Annotated in this window: 12 protein-coding genes; 6 read left to right on the forward strand and 6 right to left on the reverse strand. The window is 58.7% G+C overall.

The window, feature by feature from the left end; genetic code table 11:
* Position 1: 1 nt before the first annotated feature.
* Positions 2 to 643, reverse strand: coding sequence for a peroxidase (locus ABTW55_RS11135; protein ID WP_144337658.1), 642 nt, complete (start codon positions 641 to 643; stop codon positions 2 to 4).
* A 424-nt stretch (positions 644 to 1067) separates the two neighbouring features.
* Here ABTW55_RS11135 and ppa point away from each other — a divergent pair, with 424 nt between their 5' ends.
* A complete protein-coding gene (ppa, locus tag ABTW55_RS11140) occupies positions 1068 to 1598 on the forward strand; it encodes an inorganic diphosphatase (protein ID WP_004933594.1) in 531 nt (176 codons plus the stop codon).
* A gap of 53 nt (positions 1599 to 1651) precedes the next feature.
* On the opposite strand, the gene ABTW55_RS11145 is transcribed toward ppa, so the two are convergent.
* The 3 genes from ABTW55_RS11145 to ABTW55_RS11155 are packed head-to-tail and all read right to left on the reverse strand — an operon-like array spanning position 1652 to position 7535.
* Complete coding sequence (locus tag ABTW55_RS11145; protein ID WP_033648686.1) at positions 1652 to 1999, reverse strand: gamma-glutamylcyclotransferase; 348 nt, start codon at positions 1997 to 1999, stop codon at positions 1652 to 1654.
* A 2-nt stretch (positions 2000 to 2001) separates the two neighbouring features.
* Positions 2002 to 5820 carry a translocation/assembly module TamB domain-containing protein gene (locus ABTW55_RS11150; RefSeq protein WP_039567824.1) on the reverse strand — a complete coding sequence of 1273 codons (3819 nt, stop codon included), beginning with the start codon at positions 5818 to 5820 and terminating at the stop codon, positions 2002 to 2004.
* Positions 5817 to 7535 carry an autotransporter assembly complex family protein gene (locus ABTW55_RS11155; RefSeq protein ID WP_194243329.1) on the reverse strand — a complete coding sequence of 573 codons (1719 nt, stop codon included), beginning with the start codon at positions 7533 to 7535 and terminating at the stop codon, positions 5817 to 5819. Before ABTW55_RS11155 ends, ABTW55_RS11150 begins: the two co-directional genes overlap by 4 nt.
* Before the next feature lie 304 nt (positions 7536 to 7839).
* On the opposite strand from ABTW55_RS11155, the gene msrA reads away from it, so the two are divergent.
* Positions 7840 to 8481, forward strand: coding sequence for a peptide-methionine (S)-S-oxide reductase MsrA (msrA, locus tag ABTW55_RS11160; protein ID WP_033648689.1), 642 nt, complete (start codon positions 7840 to 7842; stop codon positions 8479 to 8481).
* Between the two features lie 180 nt (positions 8482 to 8661).
* A complete protein-coding gene (locus ABTW55_RS11165) occupies positions 8662 to 9987 on the forward strand; it encodes a hemolysin family protein (RefSeq protein ID WP_033636802.1) in 1326 nt (441 codons plus the stop codon).
* A 73-nt stretch (positions 9988 to 10060) separates the two neighbouring features.
* Here ABTW55_RS11165 and ABTW55_RS11170 read toward each other — a convergent pair whose 3' ends face one another.
* Positions 10061 to 10267: a DUF1107 domain-containing protein gene (locus ABTW55_RS11170; RefSeq protein ID WP_033636801.1), complete on the reverse strand. Its 207-nt coding sequence runs from the start codon at positions 10265 to 10267 to the stop codon at positions 10061 to 10063.
* A 330-nt stretch (positions 10268 to 10597) separates the two neighbouring features.
* Between ABTW55_RS11170 and ABTW55_RS11175 the strand changes: the two genes are divergently transcribed.
* Complete coding sequence (locus ABTW55_RS11175; RefSeq protein WP_033636799.1) at positions 10598 to 11155, forward strand: YtfJ family protein; 558 nt, start codon at positions 10598 to 10600, stop codon at positions 11153 to 11155.
* A 1-nt stretch (position 11156) separates the two neighbouring features.
* Here the strand turns inward: ABTW55_RS11175 and cysQ are convergent, their stop codons facing one another.
* Complete coding sequence (gene cysQ / locus ABTW55_RS11180) at positions 11157 to 11897, reverse strand: 3'(2'),5'-bisphosphate nucleotidase CysQ (protein ID WP_060422796.1); 741 nt, start codon at positions 11895 to 11897, stop codon at positions 11157 to 11159.
* Between the two features lie 255 nt (positions 11898 to 12152).
* Here cysQ and ABTW55_RS11185 point away from each other — a divergent pair, with 255 nt between their 5' ends.
* The gene (locus tag ABTW55_RS11185) at positions 12153 to 14105 is read left to right on the forward strand and encodes a bifunctional 2',3'-cyclic-nucleotide 2'-phosphodiesterase/3'-nucleotidase (RefSeq protein ID WP_060422735.1); all 1953 of its coding nucleotides are present in this window, start codon (positions 12153 to 12155) and stop codon (positions 14103 to 14105) included.
* A gap of 114 nt (positions 14106 to 14219) precedes the next feature.
* Positions 14220 to 14885 (forward strand): iron-sulfur cluster repair protein YtfE, encoded by a 666-nt coding sequence (gene ytfE / locus ABTW55_RS11190; protein WP_033648691.1) that lies wholly within the window; start codon positions 14220 to 14222, stop codon positions 14883 to 14885.
* The last annotated feature ends 2 nt before the right edge of the window (positions 14886 to 14887 follow it).

A 14887-nucleotide genomic window follows, 5' to 3' on the forward strand; every position in this document is an offset into this window, starting at 1 on the left:
GTTACTCGTTGTTTAATGCTGTTGTTGCTTGATCGTCATCCTGTTTTGGCTTCTTAGGAGACACTTTAGGTTTAGGGATCTTGACGGATTTATCAATTACGTCATCTTCATTATTAGATGTGCCAATTGTAGACAGGAGAGGGACTAAACCATCTAATGGAATTTCGTAAGCAGATACTTGTACACCATCTAGATAACCTGCGAATGTTACAGATTCGGCATATTTAAATTGATCAGTTTCAACAACAAAGTACCAAATAATTCGAGAGTAATCTGGATTATCTAGTTCTAGAAGAGACATCTGCTTCACTGCTTCTGAACAAGGAATTTGGCGTCTTTCTTCTATGCAGCTAGGGCTTCCTTTGTAAAATCTGACAGGAGTCTTACCTATCGCAAAAGTGAATTTGCCACCTTTACGAACTATTGAAAGAAACGGCCAAATCTTTTCTACAAGCACTGCCTTGTTGATGCGGCTACGACAGCATTCATATGCTCTGAAGCCCAAAGATTGGTTCGTATCCCCCAGATCTTCATCATGAAGATCAACGACAGAGTTGCGAACTTCAGCAATAAATTTGGCAACAGTGATAAGGTGCTGTTTTTCTAAAGCAGGGTTTAATTCCCAAGGCATTTTCGGTGTCAAAATTACTTCTCCTAGTGTAGCTCTATCTGTTCTTTGTCGGGTACTCTCATAGAGTATGTTTTTTATTGTTAATTTGTCAACATAAATGTAAAAAGTTAACTTAAAACTATTTTGTTAACAAAGCATCAAAAACGGAACGTTTGTGACACCACAGATGTGACCTGCTTCGAAAGATTGGTACGAACAAATCTTGCACTCTGTTAGTTGCTTTTCAATACTTCCGTAAGCTCTAACAAGCAACCAAACCCACAGCAACATAGCCACTAACCTGTGACTTCAGCTCTGGACCGAAAAGTGGTACATTTTGTGTGTACTATGCAGTACTGGTGCAGCTTCATGTCCCGAAAAATGAGAGTACTTTGAGGACGTTTTGGCTATAATAGCCGCCACTCCATTTCTGGTTTGATGATTAAAGGAAACCGACATGAGCTTGAATCTGGTCCCTGCTGGCAAAGACCTGCCGGAAGACATCTACGTAGTAATCGAAATCCCGGCCAACGCCGATCCAATCAAATACGAAATCGACAAAGAAACCGGCGCGCTGTTCGTTGACCGTTTCATGTCCACCGCGATGTTCTACCCGTGCAACTACGGCTACATCAACCACACCCTGTCTCTGGACGGCGACCCGGTTGACGTGCTGGTCCCAACCCCATACCCGCTGCAGCCGGGCTCCGTGATCCGCTGCCGTCCGGTTGGCGTGCTGAAGATGACCGACGAAGCCGGTGAAGACGCCAAGCTGGTTGCGGTACCGCACAGCAAGCTGACCAAAGAGTACGATCACGTGAAAGACGTGAACGACCTGCCAGAACTGCTGAAAGCCCAGATCGCTCACTTCTTCGAGCACTACAAAGATCTGGAAAAAGGCAAATGGGTGAAAGTGGAAGGCTGGGCAGACGCTGCCGCAGCTAAAGCGGAAATCATCGCCTCCTTCGAACGCGCTGCCAAGAAGTAATGCCTGCCGCCGTCCGATGAAAAAACACCGCTCAATGAGCGGTGTTTTTTTTCTTACTGTTCGTCGAGACGCTTCAGCCAGTCACCGCTGGTAATTCGCGGGTAACCGTCCACGCTGTGTTTGTACAGGTAGATCCACGCACTCCCATAAGGCGTCTGAATCAGCTCGCGCTTATAGTCCTTGGTGTTGCTTTTCAGTTCGTCCAGCTCTGCCAGAATCGATGAGTTAATACGATACACCTCGCAATGTATCGTGCCCTCTCCAGGGATCGCCGCCGGGTAATGGCCCAGATTATAAATCTGATAGCCTTCGAGCTCGTGCTCGCCGAGCCATTGGGCGTTGGTCATCCAATGGCTGTTTCCCTGTTTGCGCCGTAAACTGCCGTAGACAATTATTCGCATCGCTAAAACTCAAACTGATAGAGCAAATCTAATGCCTGGTCGAGACCAGACACCGCTTCAAGATACAACTTAGGCATCAGGCGATAACGCAACGTCAGCGTGGCCAAGGAGTCGAAGATGCCCACCCCATATTTTACTTGTAAGCCTGGGAGAACATAGCCGCTCACGACAACCTGGGAACTGTCGCCAACCCCCTGAGTGTCCAGAGCCAAATTACTCACGCCGAATGCCTCGCCGATTTTACCCACAAGTTGACCACTTTGTGCAACCCCCATGCCGATTAACATCGAGGTCATGGCGTTACCGTCGGCGCCGGAGCTGCTCAAGCCCTGGCCGCGCAGCAGATAAGACAGGGCTTCCTGTTGCGATTTGGCCGGATCGGAGAACACTTCCAGCTTCGGCGCATCCGCCAGGCCGGTCACGCGCACGCCGGCGGTCACATCGTCCTCGGTGGATTCCGGGTTGCGGATCGCCTCGATATTCAGCAGCGGCTGATCCGGAGGGCCGGAGAACATCAGCTGCCCTTTACGCACGATCAAATCCTGACCATAAGCATGGAAGCGGCCGGAAGGGATGTCAATCTGGCCGTTGAGGCCCAGCCCTTTCTTGTCCTGCACCACCTTCAGGTCGCCCTTCAGACGGGCTTTCAGACCAAAAGCGTCCAGCCGCACGTCATTGCCGACGTGGATCATCAGATTGCTGTTGATCGGGATCGAGGCGGTCTTCGGTTGAATCGGCTTCAGCTGGTCGTCCAGCATCACCTCGTCGGAAGAGACGCCCACCGCGCTTTCCGGCAGCTCCTGCACCGTGATGCGCGCCCAGGGAATGTCGACCTTGCCGTTGAGCGAGAACAGCTGCGGCGTGGCTTCGAACACCAGATCCGGCGACACGTCGATGCGGATCATCGGCGGCACCGTCACCCGCAGCTTATCGCCCTTGGCGGCAATGCGCGCACGCCAGGCGTTGATATCGCGCCAGTCGGCGTCGCCCGCCAGATTCAGCTGGCCGCGCGTGGTGCTGAGCAGCCCTTCCAGCGTCGAGGTCATGCCGTTGAAATTCACCGCCAGCCGCGCGTCGGTCATATCGAACGGCATCCAGTGCCCCTGCACCTTCGCCCGATCCAACGCCAGGCGCCCGAACACCAGCGGCTTCTGCGCGCTGCCGCCCAGGCGCAGGTTGGCGTTCAGCATGCCCGCCGCGCTTTCGCCCTTCATCAGCGCCGGGTTGATCAGCGCCAGTGAGATGTTGGTGATATTGACGTTGCCGCTGATGGTGCGCCGCACCTGCGGATCCGCCACCTGGATATTGCCGTCGAACTGGCCGTTGTTGGTCAGCTTGATCCGCCAGTCGGCCAGCGCGCGACCGTTGTTCAGGCCGGCGTTGAGGGTCAGCGTGTCGAAGGCGATCGGCAGCGCGTTGCCCTGCACCTGCTGCACCACTTTGACGCCGTTGCCGGCCAGCGTGACTTTCGCCTCCGGCAGCGCGCCGCCCGGTTTCCAGCTGACGTCGGCCCGGCCGGTGAACACCCCGCTCAGGGCGGTTTCCGGGCCGAGGAACGGCTTGATCATCGCCAGATCGAACCGGTTGAGCACCACGCTGGCCTGGCCGCTCTGGCCGGCTTCAATGGTCTTGGGCACACACAGCTCGGCGTTCGGGTTCTGCCAACAGTGCGGCCCGACGCTGATTTTCTGCTCGGTGTTCAGGTAGTCCAGCGCGATGGCGCGCGTCAGGCGCCATTCCCCGACCGGCGTATCGAAGCGAGTGTTGTTCAGATTGCCGCGCCAGCGCTGCTGCTGGCGATCGAAACTGCCCTGCAGCGCCAGCTGGCCGGAGACCGGTTTGCCGTCGATCTTCAGCTGCAGCTGGTGCTGCTTCTCGCTGCCCTTGGCGTCGAGGGTCAACAGGCTGACCTCCAGCGCATCCTGCTTCAGCTGCTCGACGCGTACCGCCAGTTGCCCCTGAATCTGATCCGTGGAGCGCACGTCGCCGTCTATTTTCACGCGGTTGATGCGCAGCGCCTGCCACTGCAGGCCGGATGCGGTCAAATCCGCCAGCAGCTGCGGCGCCTGCAGATTGCCGCGCAGCTTCAGCAGCCCTTTGGCGGTGCCGCCCAGGCCCGGCAGCGCGCCGTCCAGACGCGGCGCGTCGATGTTGGCGTCCAGGTTCCAGCTCTTCTCGTCCAGCTGCCCTTTGACGTTCAGTTGGTTACGCCCCAGTGCCAGATCGATGCCGGGGATTTTCCACTGCCCGGCGGCGTTGCCGCTCAGCGTACCGCGCGCCGTGACCTTGTTCTGCTTCACGTTGCCGTCCAGCTGCAGCACCGGCACCTGCAGTTGCCAGCTGCCGCCGTGCAGGCTGCCGCGCGTGGTGATCTTGCCGTCGAGTTTCGCCGGCCATTCCGGCCACTGCTTGGCGGTATTGATGCCGCTCAGCGTCAATTGCGAGTTCCAGCTGATGGCCTTGCTCCAGTCCACCAACGCGGTGAGATCGGTATTGCCCTGCAGCGCCGCCAAGCGCAGGCGCTCCAGCTTGAACTGCTCGACGTTGCCTTTGCCGTCCAGCGTCAGCACCGCCGGCGGCAAGTCCTGGCCTTTCAGATTGGCGCGCGTCGACAGCGCGTAGTCGGTCGCCTTGCCGTTAAAGCGCAGGCGGAAATCGTTGACCTGATACTGCGCCTCGCCGCTCAGCGGCCATTTCAGCTGCTTGCTCTGCAACGTCAGCGCCAGCGGCAGGCCGGCTTCGGCCAGCCGGGTTTGCACATCGAGCTGGGCGCCGACCGGGCCGGACAGGTTCAGCGCCACCTTCAGCTCGTCACGTAGCCCGCCGCCGACGTTCAGCTTCACCTTCTCGCCCTTCAGCGGTTCGATGTTCAGCGCGCTGTTGGCGGTCAGGGACACCGGCCAGTCGCCGGTCAGTGTCGCCTGCCCCTGCAGCGACAGCGTGCCCTGCGGCGACTTCACGTCGAAGTTGTCCAGCTGGATATGTTGATCCTGCGTGCTGGCCTGCAGCAACAGGCTCGTGATCAGCACGTCGGTATCGCCGGTCAAGCGCAGTTGCTCGCCGCTGATCTCTTTGACGGTGATATCCAGCGGCAGGCGGATGTCCGGCAGATCCGGCAACAGCGGTTTGGCGAACAGTTCCTTCAGCGTTTCGCCCAGCGGCTTCTCTTCCGGCTGAGGTGCCGGCTTCGCCGCGTCGGTAACCTGCTCGCCGACCTTTTTCGCCACCTCGACCGCCGGCTGCACCGCTTCCGGCAGCGGGTTTTGCGGGGTTTTCGGCAAGGCGATCAGCAGCGAGCCGATCTTGGTCGGCATCAGCGTCAGCGCGCGCTCTTGCCACTGCGCGCCGGTGCGGAACTCGGCCAGCGAGATGGCGGTGTCGTCGACGGTGACCTTGACGTTGTTCAACGCCAACAGGCGCAGCGTGATCGGGTAAGGCGTGCTGAGATTGGTGGTCGGCTCACTGCTCTCCTCCACCGGCGCGGAAGGCGCCATCTCTTTGGTGTTCACCGCCACGTCCACATCCTGGGCGGTCAAGGCATTGACGCACAACGAGCTGCGCTTAAAGCAGGAGAGATCGAGCGACAGATGGAACTGCCCGGCGTTGACCGTCACGCCCGGCATCTGATACTTCACGCCCTTCAGCGTCAGATCGCGCCAGCCGCCGCTGACGCCGGCGATCTCCAGCCCCGGCACCCAGCGCGCCGCGCCGTTGATGACCATATGCAAACCGGTGGTGGTGCCTATCAGGAAGGCCAGGCCGCCGATCAGCAACAGCAGAACGACCAGAAATCCGAGACAAATCTTTTTAACCAGGCTCATAGTTCAGGCCCCAAACCGATGTAGAACTGCATCCCGTGGGTGTCCTTGTCTCCCACAGGCGCGGCGATATCCAGCTTCACCGGCCCCACCGGCGACTGCCAGCGCACGCCTACGCCGGCGCCGGTCTTGAAGTTGCTCTTCTTGATATCGTTCACCGCTTCACCGGAGTCGACGAACATCGCCCCCCACCATTTGCCGGTCACGTTGTATTGGTACTCCAGCGAGCCGGTCAGCATCTTGGAGGCGCCGGTCAGCTTGCCGTCGTCACCGCGCGGCGAGATGTCTTTGTACTTGTAGCCGCGAATGCTGCGGTCACCGCCGGCGAAGAAGCGCAAATCCGGCGGCACCTTGTCGAAGTCGTTGGTTTCTATCCAGCCCACCTGCCCGCGCGCCACAAAACGATGCTTGTCGGCCAGGGTGCGGATCCAGACGTTCTGCGCCTGCATCAGCGCAAAGTCCACACCGGAGCCCCAGGAGGTGTCGGACACGTCGATAGAGTAGCGCTGGCTGTCGCCCCAGGTCGGCATCAGACCGCCGCGCGAACGGGTGCGGCTGAAGCTGACGCCAGGATACAGCAGCATGGTAGTGTTGCTGACGTTACCTTGGGTAAAGTTATCCCAGCGCCAGGTCAGGTTGATCGCCCGCTGCCAGCCGCTGGAAAGATCCCAGTTGCGCGAGGCCACCACTTTGGAGGTGACGGACTTGGTGTCGTTAAGATCGACGTTCTTGAGGCCGCCCTGCAGCAGGTAATACTGCTCCAGCGGGTTCTTCAGCAACGGGATTTTGTAGGTCAGATCCAGCTGCTGCTCCGGTGCCGACACGCTGGCGCTGGTTTCCAGACTATGCCCGCGATCGTTGAGCCAGGGCTTTTTCCAGGTGCCTTTCACCCGCGGGCCGACGTCGGTGGAGTAGCCGATACCGGTTTCGACGGTGTTGCGCGTGCGCGGCGTCACCAGCGCGTCCAACGGCAAAATCTTGTTCTCTTTGGCATCGTTGAAATCAGGGGATACCACCACCGAGTTGAACCAGTTGGTGGCGGACAAACGGCGGTTCAGCTCGGCCAAATCCTCCGAACTGTAGTAATCCCCCTGATGAAAGGGCACCAGATTTTGCAGATAGTCTTCGCGGATTTGCGAACCGGTGAATTTCACCTTGCCGAAGCGGTAACGTTCGCCGCTGTTGAAATCGATATCCCAAAACGCCTTGTGCAGATCTTCGGCCACGCCGAGTTGGCTTTTGGTCATGTCGGCGTCGAAGTAGCCTTTGCGCAGCGCCAGGCCGGTGAGCGAGCCTTTGAAACTGTCATACTTGCCGTGGTTGAGGATCTCGCCGATGGTCGGCCGCCCCTTCTTCACCAGCGCCAGATAGTCCTCATCGGTCTTCGCGCCGCCTTCCAGCACGATGTTGGCGCCGGCGATACGCACCGGTTCGCCCGGATTGACCTTGGCGTGCAGCACCGGGCGCGACATCCCCGGCCGATCGTCCAGCGTAAACTCGATGGTCGGCTGGTAATAGCCGAGCGCGCGCAGCCCCTGGCGCACCGCCTCATCCACCCGCGCGCGGAAGCGCCCGTCGGTGCCGACCTCTTCAGGCGTGATCGACGACAGCCGCACCCGGACGTTTTTTTCCAACTCTCCGCTTAACCCCTCCACCTGCAAGCGCACGTTGGCCGCATAGGCCGCAGGTGCCGCAAGCAACACAGATATCAAGCACATGACCGGGTACTTTGGCACGTGTTCTCCTTATTGATTTTACTTTCCTGTTATGGTGTTCGCTCCGGGGCCAGGGCAGACTCCGCGCTATCATGACGGCAGCCCTCTTCAACCTTGTTCCGGACACCGCCCGCCGCGCTTGCCACCACCGCGCAACAGGCGAATTCTTCACTTTTGGCGCTCAAAATACTGCGTTAAGCTTATACATAAACTCAACTTGCCACTTATTGTGGGCAAAGACGCGGTGAGATACAACCGAACCGCCCCCATGTAGGGTCAATTCTTACTGTGACAACAGGAGTCAACCGTGGTGCCATTTTTTGATAAATCACAAACCGTCGATAAGGCAAGCGCGCTGCCTGGCCGCACCACGCCAATGCCTGTCGCAACGCTCAACGTGGTCACCGAACACTCGATGACCCAGGTGCCGGCAGGCATGGAGGTGGCAATCTTCGCCATGGGCTGTTTCTGGGGCGTTGAGCGCCTGTTCTGGCAGCAGCCGGGCGTATACAGCACCGCCGCCGGCTACAGCGGCGGCTACACGCCGAACCCGACCTACCGCGAAGTGTGCAGCGGCCAGACCGGCCACGCCGAAGTGGTGCGCGTGGTGTTCGATCCGCAGGTCGTCAGCTACAAACAGCTGCTGCAGGTGTTCTGGGAAAATCACGATCCGGCGCAGGGCATGCGCCAGGGCGGCGACGTCGGCACCCAGTACCGCTCGGCGATTTATACGCTGAGCCCGGAGCAGCAGGCCGAGGCGGAAAGCAGCCTGCAGCGCTTCCAGCAGGCGATGGAGGCGGCGGGCGACAAGCGCGTCATCACTACCGAGATCGCACCGGCGCTGCCGTTCTATTACGCGGAAGACGATCATCAGCAGTACCTGTTCAAGAATCCGGAAGGCTACTGCGGGCTGGGCGGCATCGGCGTTTGCCTGCCGCCGCAGGGCTGATCCGATGCCGGCCGGCGGCACTTTTTTAACCGCTGGCGGCCCCTGTGGGGCAACTGCTATACTGTGCGGGCCGCTTCTGCGGCCCGATAGCTTCCCTTCTGGTTGTTATCGCTGCTTTTTTTACTATGTACTACCCTTCCTCAAGAGCGCCGGCATCCCGTCGGCACGTATGGATAGATTATGTTAAACAGTATTTTACTGATTCTTTTTCTGATCGCGGTGAGTGCGTTCTTCTCACTGTCGGAAATCTCTCTGGCCGCCTCGCGCAAGATCAAACTGAAGCTGATGGCGGACGAAGGCAACGTCAACGCCGCCAGAGTGCTTAAACTGCAAGAAACCCCAGGCATCTTCTTCACCGTGGTGCAGATCGGCCTGAACGCCGTGGCCATCCTCGGCGGTATCGTCGGCGACGCGGCTTTCTCTCCCACCTTCAAGGTGTTGTTCGATCGTTTCCTGTCGCCCGAACTGGCGGAACAGGTCAGCTTCATCTGCTCCTTCGTGCTGGTGACCAGCCTGTTTATCCTGTTCGCCGATTTGACCCCGAAGCGCATCGGTATGATTGCACCAGAGACGGTCGCCGTCCGGATCATCAACCCGATGCGTTTCTCCATCATGATCTTCCGCCCGCTGGTGTGGTTCTTCAACGGCATGGCCAACCTGATCTTCCGTATGTTCAAGCTGCCGATGGTGCGCAAGGACGACATCACCTCCGACGACATTTACGCGGTGGTGGAAGCCGGCGCCCTGGCGGGCGTGCTGCGCAAGCAGGAACATGAGCTGATTGAAAACGTGTTCGAACTGGAATCGCGCACCGTGCCGTCTTCGATGACCTCGCGCGAAAGCGTGGTGTACTTCGACCTGCGCGAAAGCGAAGAGAGCATCAAGGAGAAGGTCTCGACCCATCCGCACTCCAAGTTCCTGGTGTGCGACGGCCATATCGATCAGGTGGTCGGCTACGTCGATTCCAAAGACCTGCTGAACCGCGTGCTGGGCAACCAGAGCCTGGTGCTGAGCAGCGGCGTGCAGATCCGCTCGGCGCTGATCGTGCCGGATACGCTGACGCTGTCCGAAGCGCTGGAAAGCTTCAAGACCGCCGGCGAAGACTTCGCGGTGATCCTCAATGAATATGCGTTGGTGGTGGGCATCATCACCCTCAACGACGTGATGACCACGCTGATGGGCGATTTGGTCGGCCAGGGCCAGGAAGAGCAGATCGTGGCGCGCGACGAAAGCTCATGGCTGATTGAGGGCGGCACGCCGATCGACGACGTGATGCGCGTGCTGGATATCGACGAGTTCCCGCAGGCGGGCAACTACGAGACCATCGGCGGCTTTATGATGTATATGCTGCGCAAGATCCCGAAACGCACCGACTTCGTCAAATACGCCGGCTACAAGTTCGAAGTGGTGGATATCGACAGCTACAAGATAGACCAGTTGCTGGTCACCCGGCTGAGCGACAAACCGGCGGCGGTGCTGCCGAAAGCGCCGGAAGACACCCCGTAGCTTGAGGCGATAAGACAAAAACATCAGCGGCCCCATCGGGGCCGCATTTTTTTTACCGCTGTCAGCGAGGTGTTCACCCCATCTCGGCCTGCAGCAGCAGCACCTGACGGTTCACTTCAGACATCACGCTGAAATGGCGCTTGTCGCGAATCTTCGGCGGCAGGATTTTCCCCTCGTCGAATTCAAATGCGCCCACGTCCTTGATATACAGCCTTCCGCGAAACAGGGTCTTAACGTACTTCGCCACTTTCAAAGGGTTATAACGCTGGAAGATTCTCATTCTTTTACGCTCCTCCCGTTGATCCATGCGCTCAGCGAGCCGCCAAAAGTGGCAGCCTCGAAATTCAGAACGCAACTTGATTGCATGTAGTAGACCCAGTAAAGACCAGATCGTTCACTTCTGCCCGGTGATCTGCACTGGATTTACACTTTTTGACAGAATTGTATATGATAATTTATAACGTTTTCAGGATATCCCTTCAAAATCTGATGATTAGCGAACCAAGGGAAAATCTGCGATCCGGTTAACAGGACAGACCTCTTATCACATCCTATGCTTTAGGCTGTCGAAGTGCTGTCGCACAAATTCCCCCCATTACAAGGAGAAAGCATGAAAACAAGTCGCATGCTGATGGTATCCCTGCTGCTCGCCCCGCTTTTCGCTTCCGCGCACAACTTCCAGCTCCAGCAGCGCGTGGCGCCGGTCGGCGTCAGCGACAAAGGAGAGCTCAATTACGCTGAAGGTAATTTTAGCTACCAGAACTGGAACAGCGCGCAGCTCAGTGGAAAAGTGCGAGTGATACAACATATTGCCGGCCGCAGCTCCGCCAAAGACATGAACGACCCACTGATTGAAGCGATCAAGAAGGCGAAGCTACCACACGATCGTTACCAAACGACGACAATCGTCAACACCGACGATGCCCTGATGGGCACCGCGATGTTTGTGCGCAGCAGCATTGAAGACAGCAAGAAGGAGTTCCCGTGGTCGCAGTTTATCGTCGACAGCGACGGTAACGTGCGCAAGGCCTGGGATCTGCAGCCGAAAGGCTCCGCCATCGTGGTGCTGGATAAGCAAGGGCGCATTCAGTTTGCCAAAGACGGCGCGCTGACGCCGGAAGAGGTGCAGCAGGTGATGTCCAAGCTGCACCAGCTGTTGGCGAACTAACTCAGAACAGCGACACCCGGAAGCCGGGGTTGAGGAAGGATTCACGCGGGGTATAGAGCAACGGCCTGCCCTGCCAATCGTGAATTTGCGCCCCGGCGGCCACCGCCACCGCATGCCCTGCGGCGGTATCCCAAATGTTGGTCGGCCCGAAGCGCGGATAGAGCTGCGCCTTGCCTTCCGCCACCAGGCAGAACTTCAGCGAGGAGCCGACGGACACGGTCTGGTGCTCGCCCAGCTGCTGCAGATAATCTTTCAGCTCGTCGTCGATATGCGAGCGGCTCACCACCACCAGCGGCGGGTGCGCATTGCTGACGCCGATCGCCTGCCGCACGCCCTTCTCTTCTTTCCAGGCCTTGCCGCGCTCCGCCAGATACAATACGTCTATCGCCGGCGCGTACACTACGCCCATCACCGCCTGCCCCTCTTCAATCAGAGCGATATTGACCGTGAACTCACCGTTGCGGTGCAAGAACTCTTTGGTGCCGTCCAGCGGATCGACCAGCCAGTAACGCGTCCAGCTGCGGCGCTCTTCCCACGCCGGCGGATCTTCTTCCGACAGCAGCGGCACCTCCTGCGTCAGCGCCGCCAGGCCGCGCTTGATGATGTGATGCGCCGCCAGATCGGCCGCCGTCACCGGTGAATCATCTTTTTTCTGTGCGACATCAAGCGGTTGTTCACCGTCGTACACCGCCATGATCGCCGCCCCCGCCTCGCGGGACAGTTGGCAAATTCGCTCTAACATCATGCACCTCAACTCTGCATCTCCGTGGGAAATTTCCCTCTGTCTCTGCTAGCAGACTAGTTTTTTTTACGCCGAATATCCATCTCAACCGGCTAACCCCCGGGAATTCCTCAGATCTTGTTGGGCACAACTGTGAACTTCCCCGCGTTACCTGCCGCCGTTTTCTGCCACACTTCACAGTTTGCTGTGGCAAGCAATGTTAATTACATTTCCCTCTGCGATAACACTCGAATAAATGGAATGGAGAGCCCCCAAATGATGAAGCATCCCCTGACGCTGTCCGCGCTTGCGCTGCTGGTGTGCGCCTCGGCGCAGGCGGCCACCGTCGATCTGCGCGTGCTGGAAACCACCGATCTGCACAGCAACATGATGGACTTCGATTACTACAAGGACACGCCGACCGACAAGTTCGGCCTGGTGCGCACCGCCAGCCTGATCCAGCAGGCGCGCCAACAGGCTACCAACGCGGTGTTGGTGGACAATGGCGACATCATTCAGGGCAGCCCGCTCGGCGACTACATGGCGGCCAAGGGGTTGAAGCCGGGCGACGTGCACCCGGTCTATAAGGCGATGAACACGCTGGACTACGTGGTCGGCAACATCGGCAACCATGAATTCAACTACGGGCTGGACTACCTGAAGAACGCCATCGCCGGCGCCAAATTCCCGTACATCAACGCCAACGTCATCGACGCCAAAACGCAAAAACCGCTGTTCACGCCCTACATCATCGTCGATACGCCGGTGAAAGACCGCGACGGCAAGGCGCATACGCTGCGCATCGGCTACATCGGCTTCGTGCCGCCGCAGATCCTGGTGTGGGATAAAGCTAACCTGCAGGGCAAAGTGACGGTGGACGACATCACCGCCACCGCCAAGCGCTACGTGCCGGAAATGCGTAAACAGGGCGCCGATCTGGTGGTGGCGATCCCGCATTCCGGGCTGTCCAGCGAGCCTTACAAGGCGATGGCGGAAAACTCGGTCTACTACCTCAGCCAGGTGCCGGGCATCGACGCCATCATGTTCGGCCACGCCCATGCGGTGTTCCCGAGCAAGGACTTCGCCAACATCAAAGGCGCGGATATCGATAAGGGCCTGCTGAACGGCGTACCGGCGGTGATGCCGGGCCAATGGGGCGATCATCTCGGCGTGGTCGACCTGCAGCTCAACAACGATGGCGGCAGCTGGAAAGTGACCGCCGCCAAAGCGGAAGCGCGGCCGATCTACGACAAAGAGAACAAGAAATCGCTGGCGGCGGAAGACGCCGCGCTGGTGAAAGTGTTGGCGGACGATCACAAGGGCACGCGCGAGTTCGTCAGCCAGCCGATCGGCAAATCCGACGGCAACATGTACAGCTACCTGGCGCTGGTGCAGGACGATCCGACGGTGCAGATCGTCAACAATGCGCAGAAGGCCTACGTTGAACATTACATTCAGGGCGATCCGGATCTGGCCGATCTGCCGGTGCTGTCGGCGGCGGCGCCGTTCAAGGTCGGCGGCCGCAAGAACGATCCGGCCAGCTTCGTCGAAGTGGAAAAGGGCCAGCTCACCTTCCGCAACGCCGCCGATCTCTATCTCTACCCCAATACCCTGGTAGTAGTGAAGGCCAGCGGCAAAGAGGTGAAAGAGTGGCTGGAGTGCTCCGCCGGCCAGTTCAACCAGATCGACGTCAACAGCGCCAAGCCGCAGGGCTTGATCAACTGGGACGGCTTCCGCACCTATAACTTCGACGTGATCGACGGCGTCAACTACCAGATCGACGTCAGCCAGCCGGCACGCTACGACGGCGAATGCCAGCTGATCAACGACAAGGCGGAGCGCATCAAGCAGCTGACCTTCAACGGCAAGCCGATCGATCCGAACGCCACCTTCCTGGTCGCCACCAACAACTACCGCGCCTACGGCGGCAAGTTTGCCGGCACCGGCGACAAACACATCGCCTTCGCTTCGCCGGATGAGAACCGTTCGGTGCTGGCGGCCTACATCAGCGCCGAAACCCAACGGCACGGCGCGGTGCATCCGCAGGCGGACAACAACTGGCGTTTGGCGACCTTCAACAGCCAGCAGCCGCTGGATATCCGCTTCGAGACTTCGCCGTCGGACAAAGCGACGGCGTTTATCAAGGAGCACGCTCAATATCCGATGACCGCCGAGGGCAATGACCGTATCGGCTTCACGGTCTATCGCATCGATTTAAGCGCGAAATAATCACCCGGCCGGGGCAATCCCCCCGGCCATCTTCGCTATTTTCCCACTGGCGCGCCCTTTAAATTGCATTTAAAATACATGTTATAAAATTCCTTCGTTTAAAGAGGCACTACCATGGATTACCGCAACCAATCCCTTGGCGCGCTCGCCATCGCCATTCCCCGGGCATCCCGGCTGTTTCGCCAGCATCAGCTGGATTTCTGCTGCGGCGGCCGGCAGTCGCTGGCGCGCGCCGCCGAGCGTAAAGGGCTGGACATCGACCAGTTGGAGAACGCGCTGGCCGCACTCGCCGCCACGCCGGAACAAAGCCGGGACTGGCGCACAGCGCCGCTCGGTGAAGTGATCGATTACATTCTGCCGCGCTTTCATCAGCGGCACCGCGAGCAATTGGCCGAACTGGTGCTGATGGCGGAAAAAGTCGAACGCGTGCACGGCGACAAACCCAGCTGCCCGCGCGGGTTGGCGAAGCAGCTGAACCTGATCCGCCTGGATCTGGAGAATCACATGATGAAAGAGGAGCAGATCCTGTTCCCGCTGATCAAACAGGGCATGGGGCCGCAGGCCGCCGGACCGATCTCGGTGATGGAGCATGAACATGACGAGGCGGGTGAGCAGCTGGAAGTGGTGAAGTTCCTCACCGATAACGTGACGCCGCCGGAGGGCGCCTGCACCACCTGGCGAGCGCTGTACACCGGCATCGATGAGTTTATCGGCGATCTGATGGAGCACATCAGCCTGGAAAACAATCTGCTGTTCCCGCGCGCGCTGCGCGGCGCATAAAA

It is taken from the genome of Serratia sp. SM04 (assembly GCF_040280225.1).
In the GTDB taxonomy this organism is placed as follows: domain Bacteria; phylum Pseudomonadota; class Gammaproteobacteria; order Enterobacterales; family Enterobacteriaceae; genus Serratia; species Serratia sarumanii.

What these genes read in the sequence shown, in the direction of transcription:
- ppa (WP_004933594.1), top strand. Translation starts at nt 1,068, where the DNA reads ATGAGCTTGAATCTGGTCCCTGCTGGCAAAGACCTGCCGGAAGACATC.
- ABTW55_RS11145 (WP_033648686.1), bottom strand. Translation starts at nt 1,999, where the DNA reads ATGCGAATAATTGTCTACGGCAGTTTACGGCGCAAACAGGGAAACAGC.
- ABTW55_RS11150 (WP_039567824.1), bottom strand. Translation starts at nt 5,820, where the DNA reads ATGAGCCTGGTTAAAAAGATTTGTCTCGGATTTCTGGTCGTTCTGCTG.
- ABTW55_RS11155 (WP_194243329.1), bottom strand. Translation starts at nt 7,535, where the DNA reads ATGTGCTTGATATCTGTGTTGCTTGCGGCACCTGCGGCCTATGCGGCC.
- ABTW55_RS11165 (WP_033636802.1), top strand. Translation starts at nt 8,662, where the DNA reads ATGTTAAACAGTATTTTACTGATTCTTTTTCTGATCGCGGTGAGTGCG.
- ABTW55_RS11170 (WP_033636801.1), bottom strand. Translation starts at nt 10,267, where the DNA reads ATGAGAATCTTCCAGCGTTATAACCCTTTGAAAGTGGCGAAGTACGTT.
- ABTW55_RS11175 (WP_033636799.1), top strand. Translation starts at nt 10,598, where the DNA reads ATGAAAACAAGTCGCATGCTGATGGTATCCCTGCTGCTCGCCCCGCTT.
- cysQ (WP_060422796.1), bottom strand. Translation starts at nt 11,897, where the DNA reads ATGTTAGAGCGAATTTGCCAACTGTCCCGCGAGGCGGGGGCGGCGATC.
- ABTW55_RS11185 (WP_060422735.1), top strand. Translation starts at nt 12,153, where the DNA reads ATGATGAAGCATCCCCTGACGCTGTCCGCGCTTGCGCTGCTGGTGTGC.
- ytfE (WP_033648691.1), top strand. Translation starts at nt 14,220, where the DNA reads ATGGATTACCGCAACCAATCCCTTGGCGCGCTCGCCATCGCCATTCCC.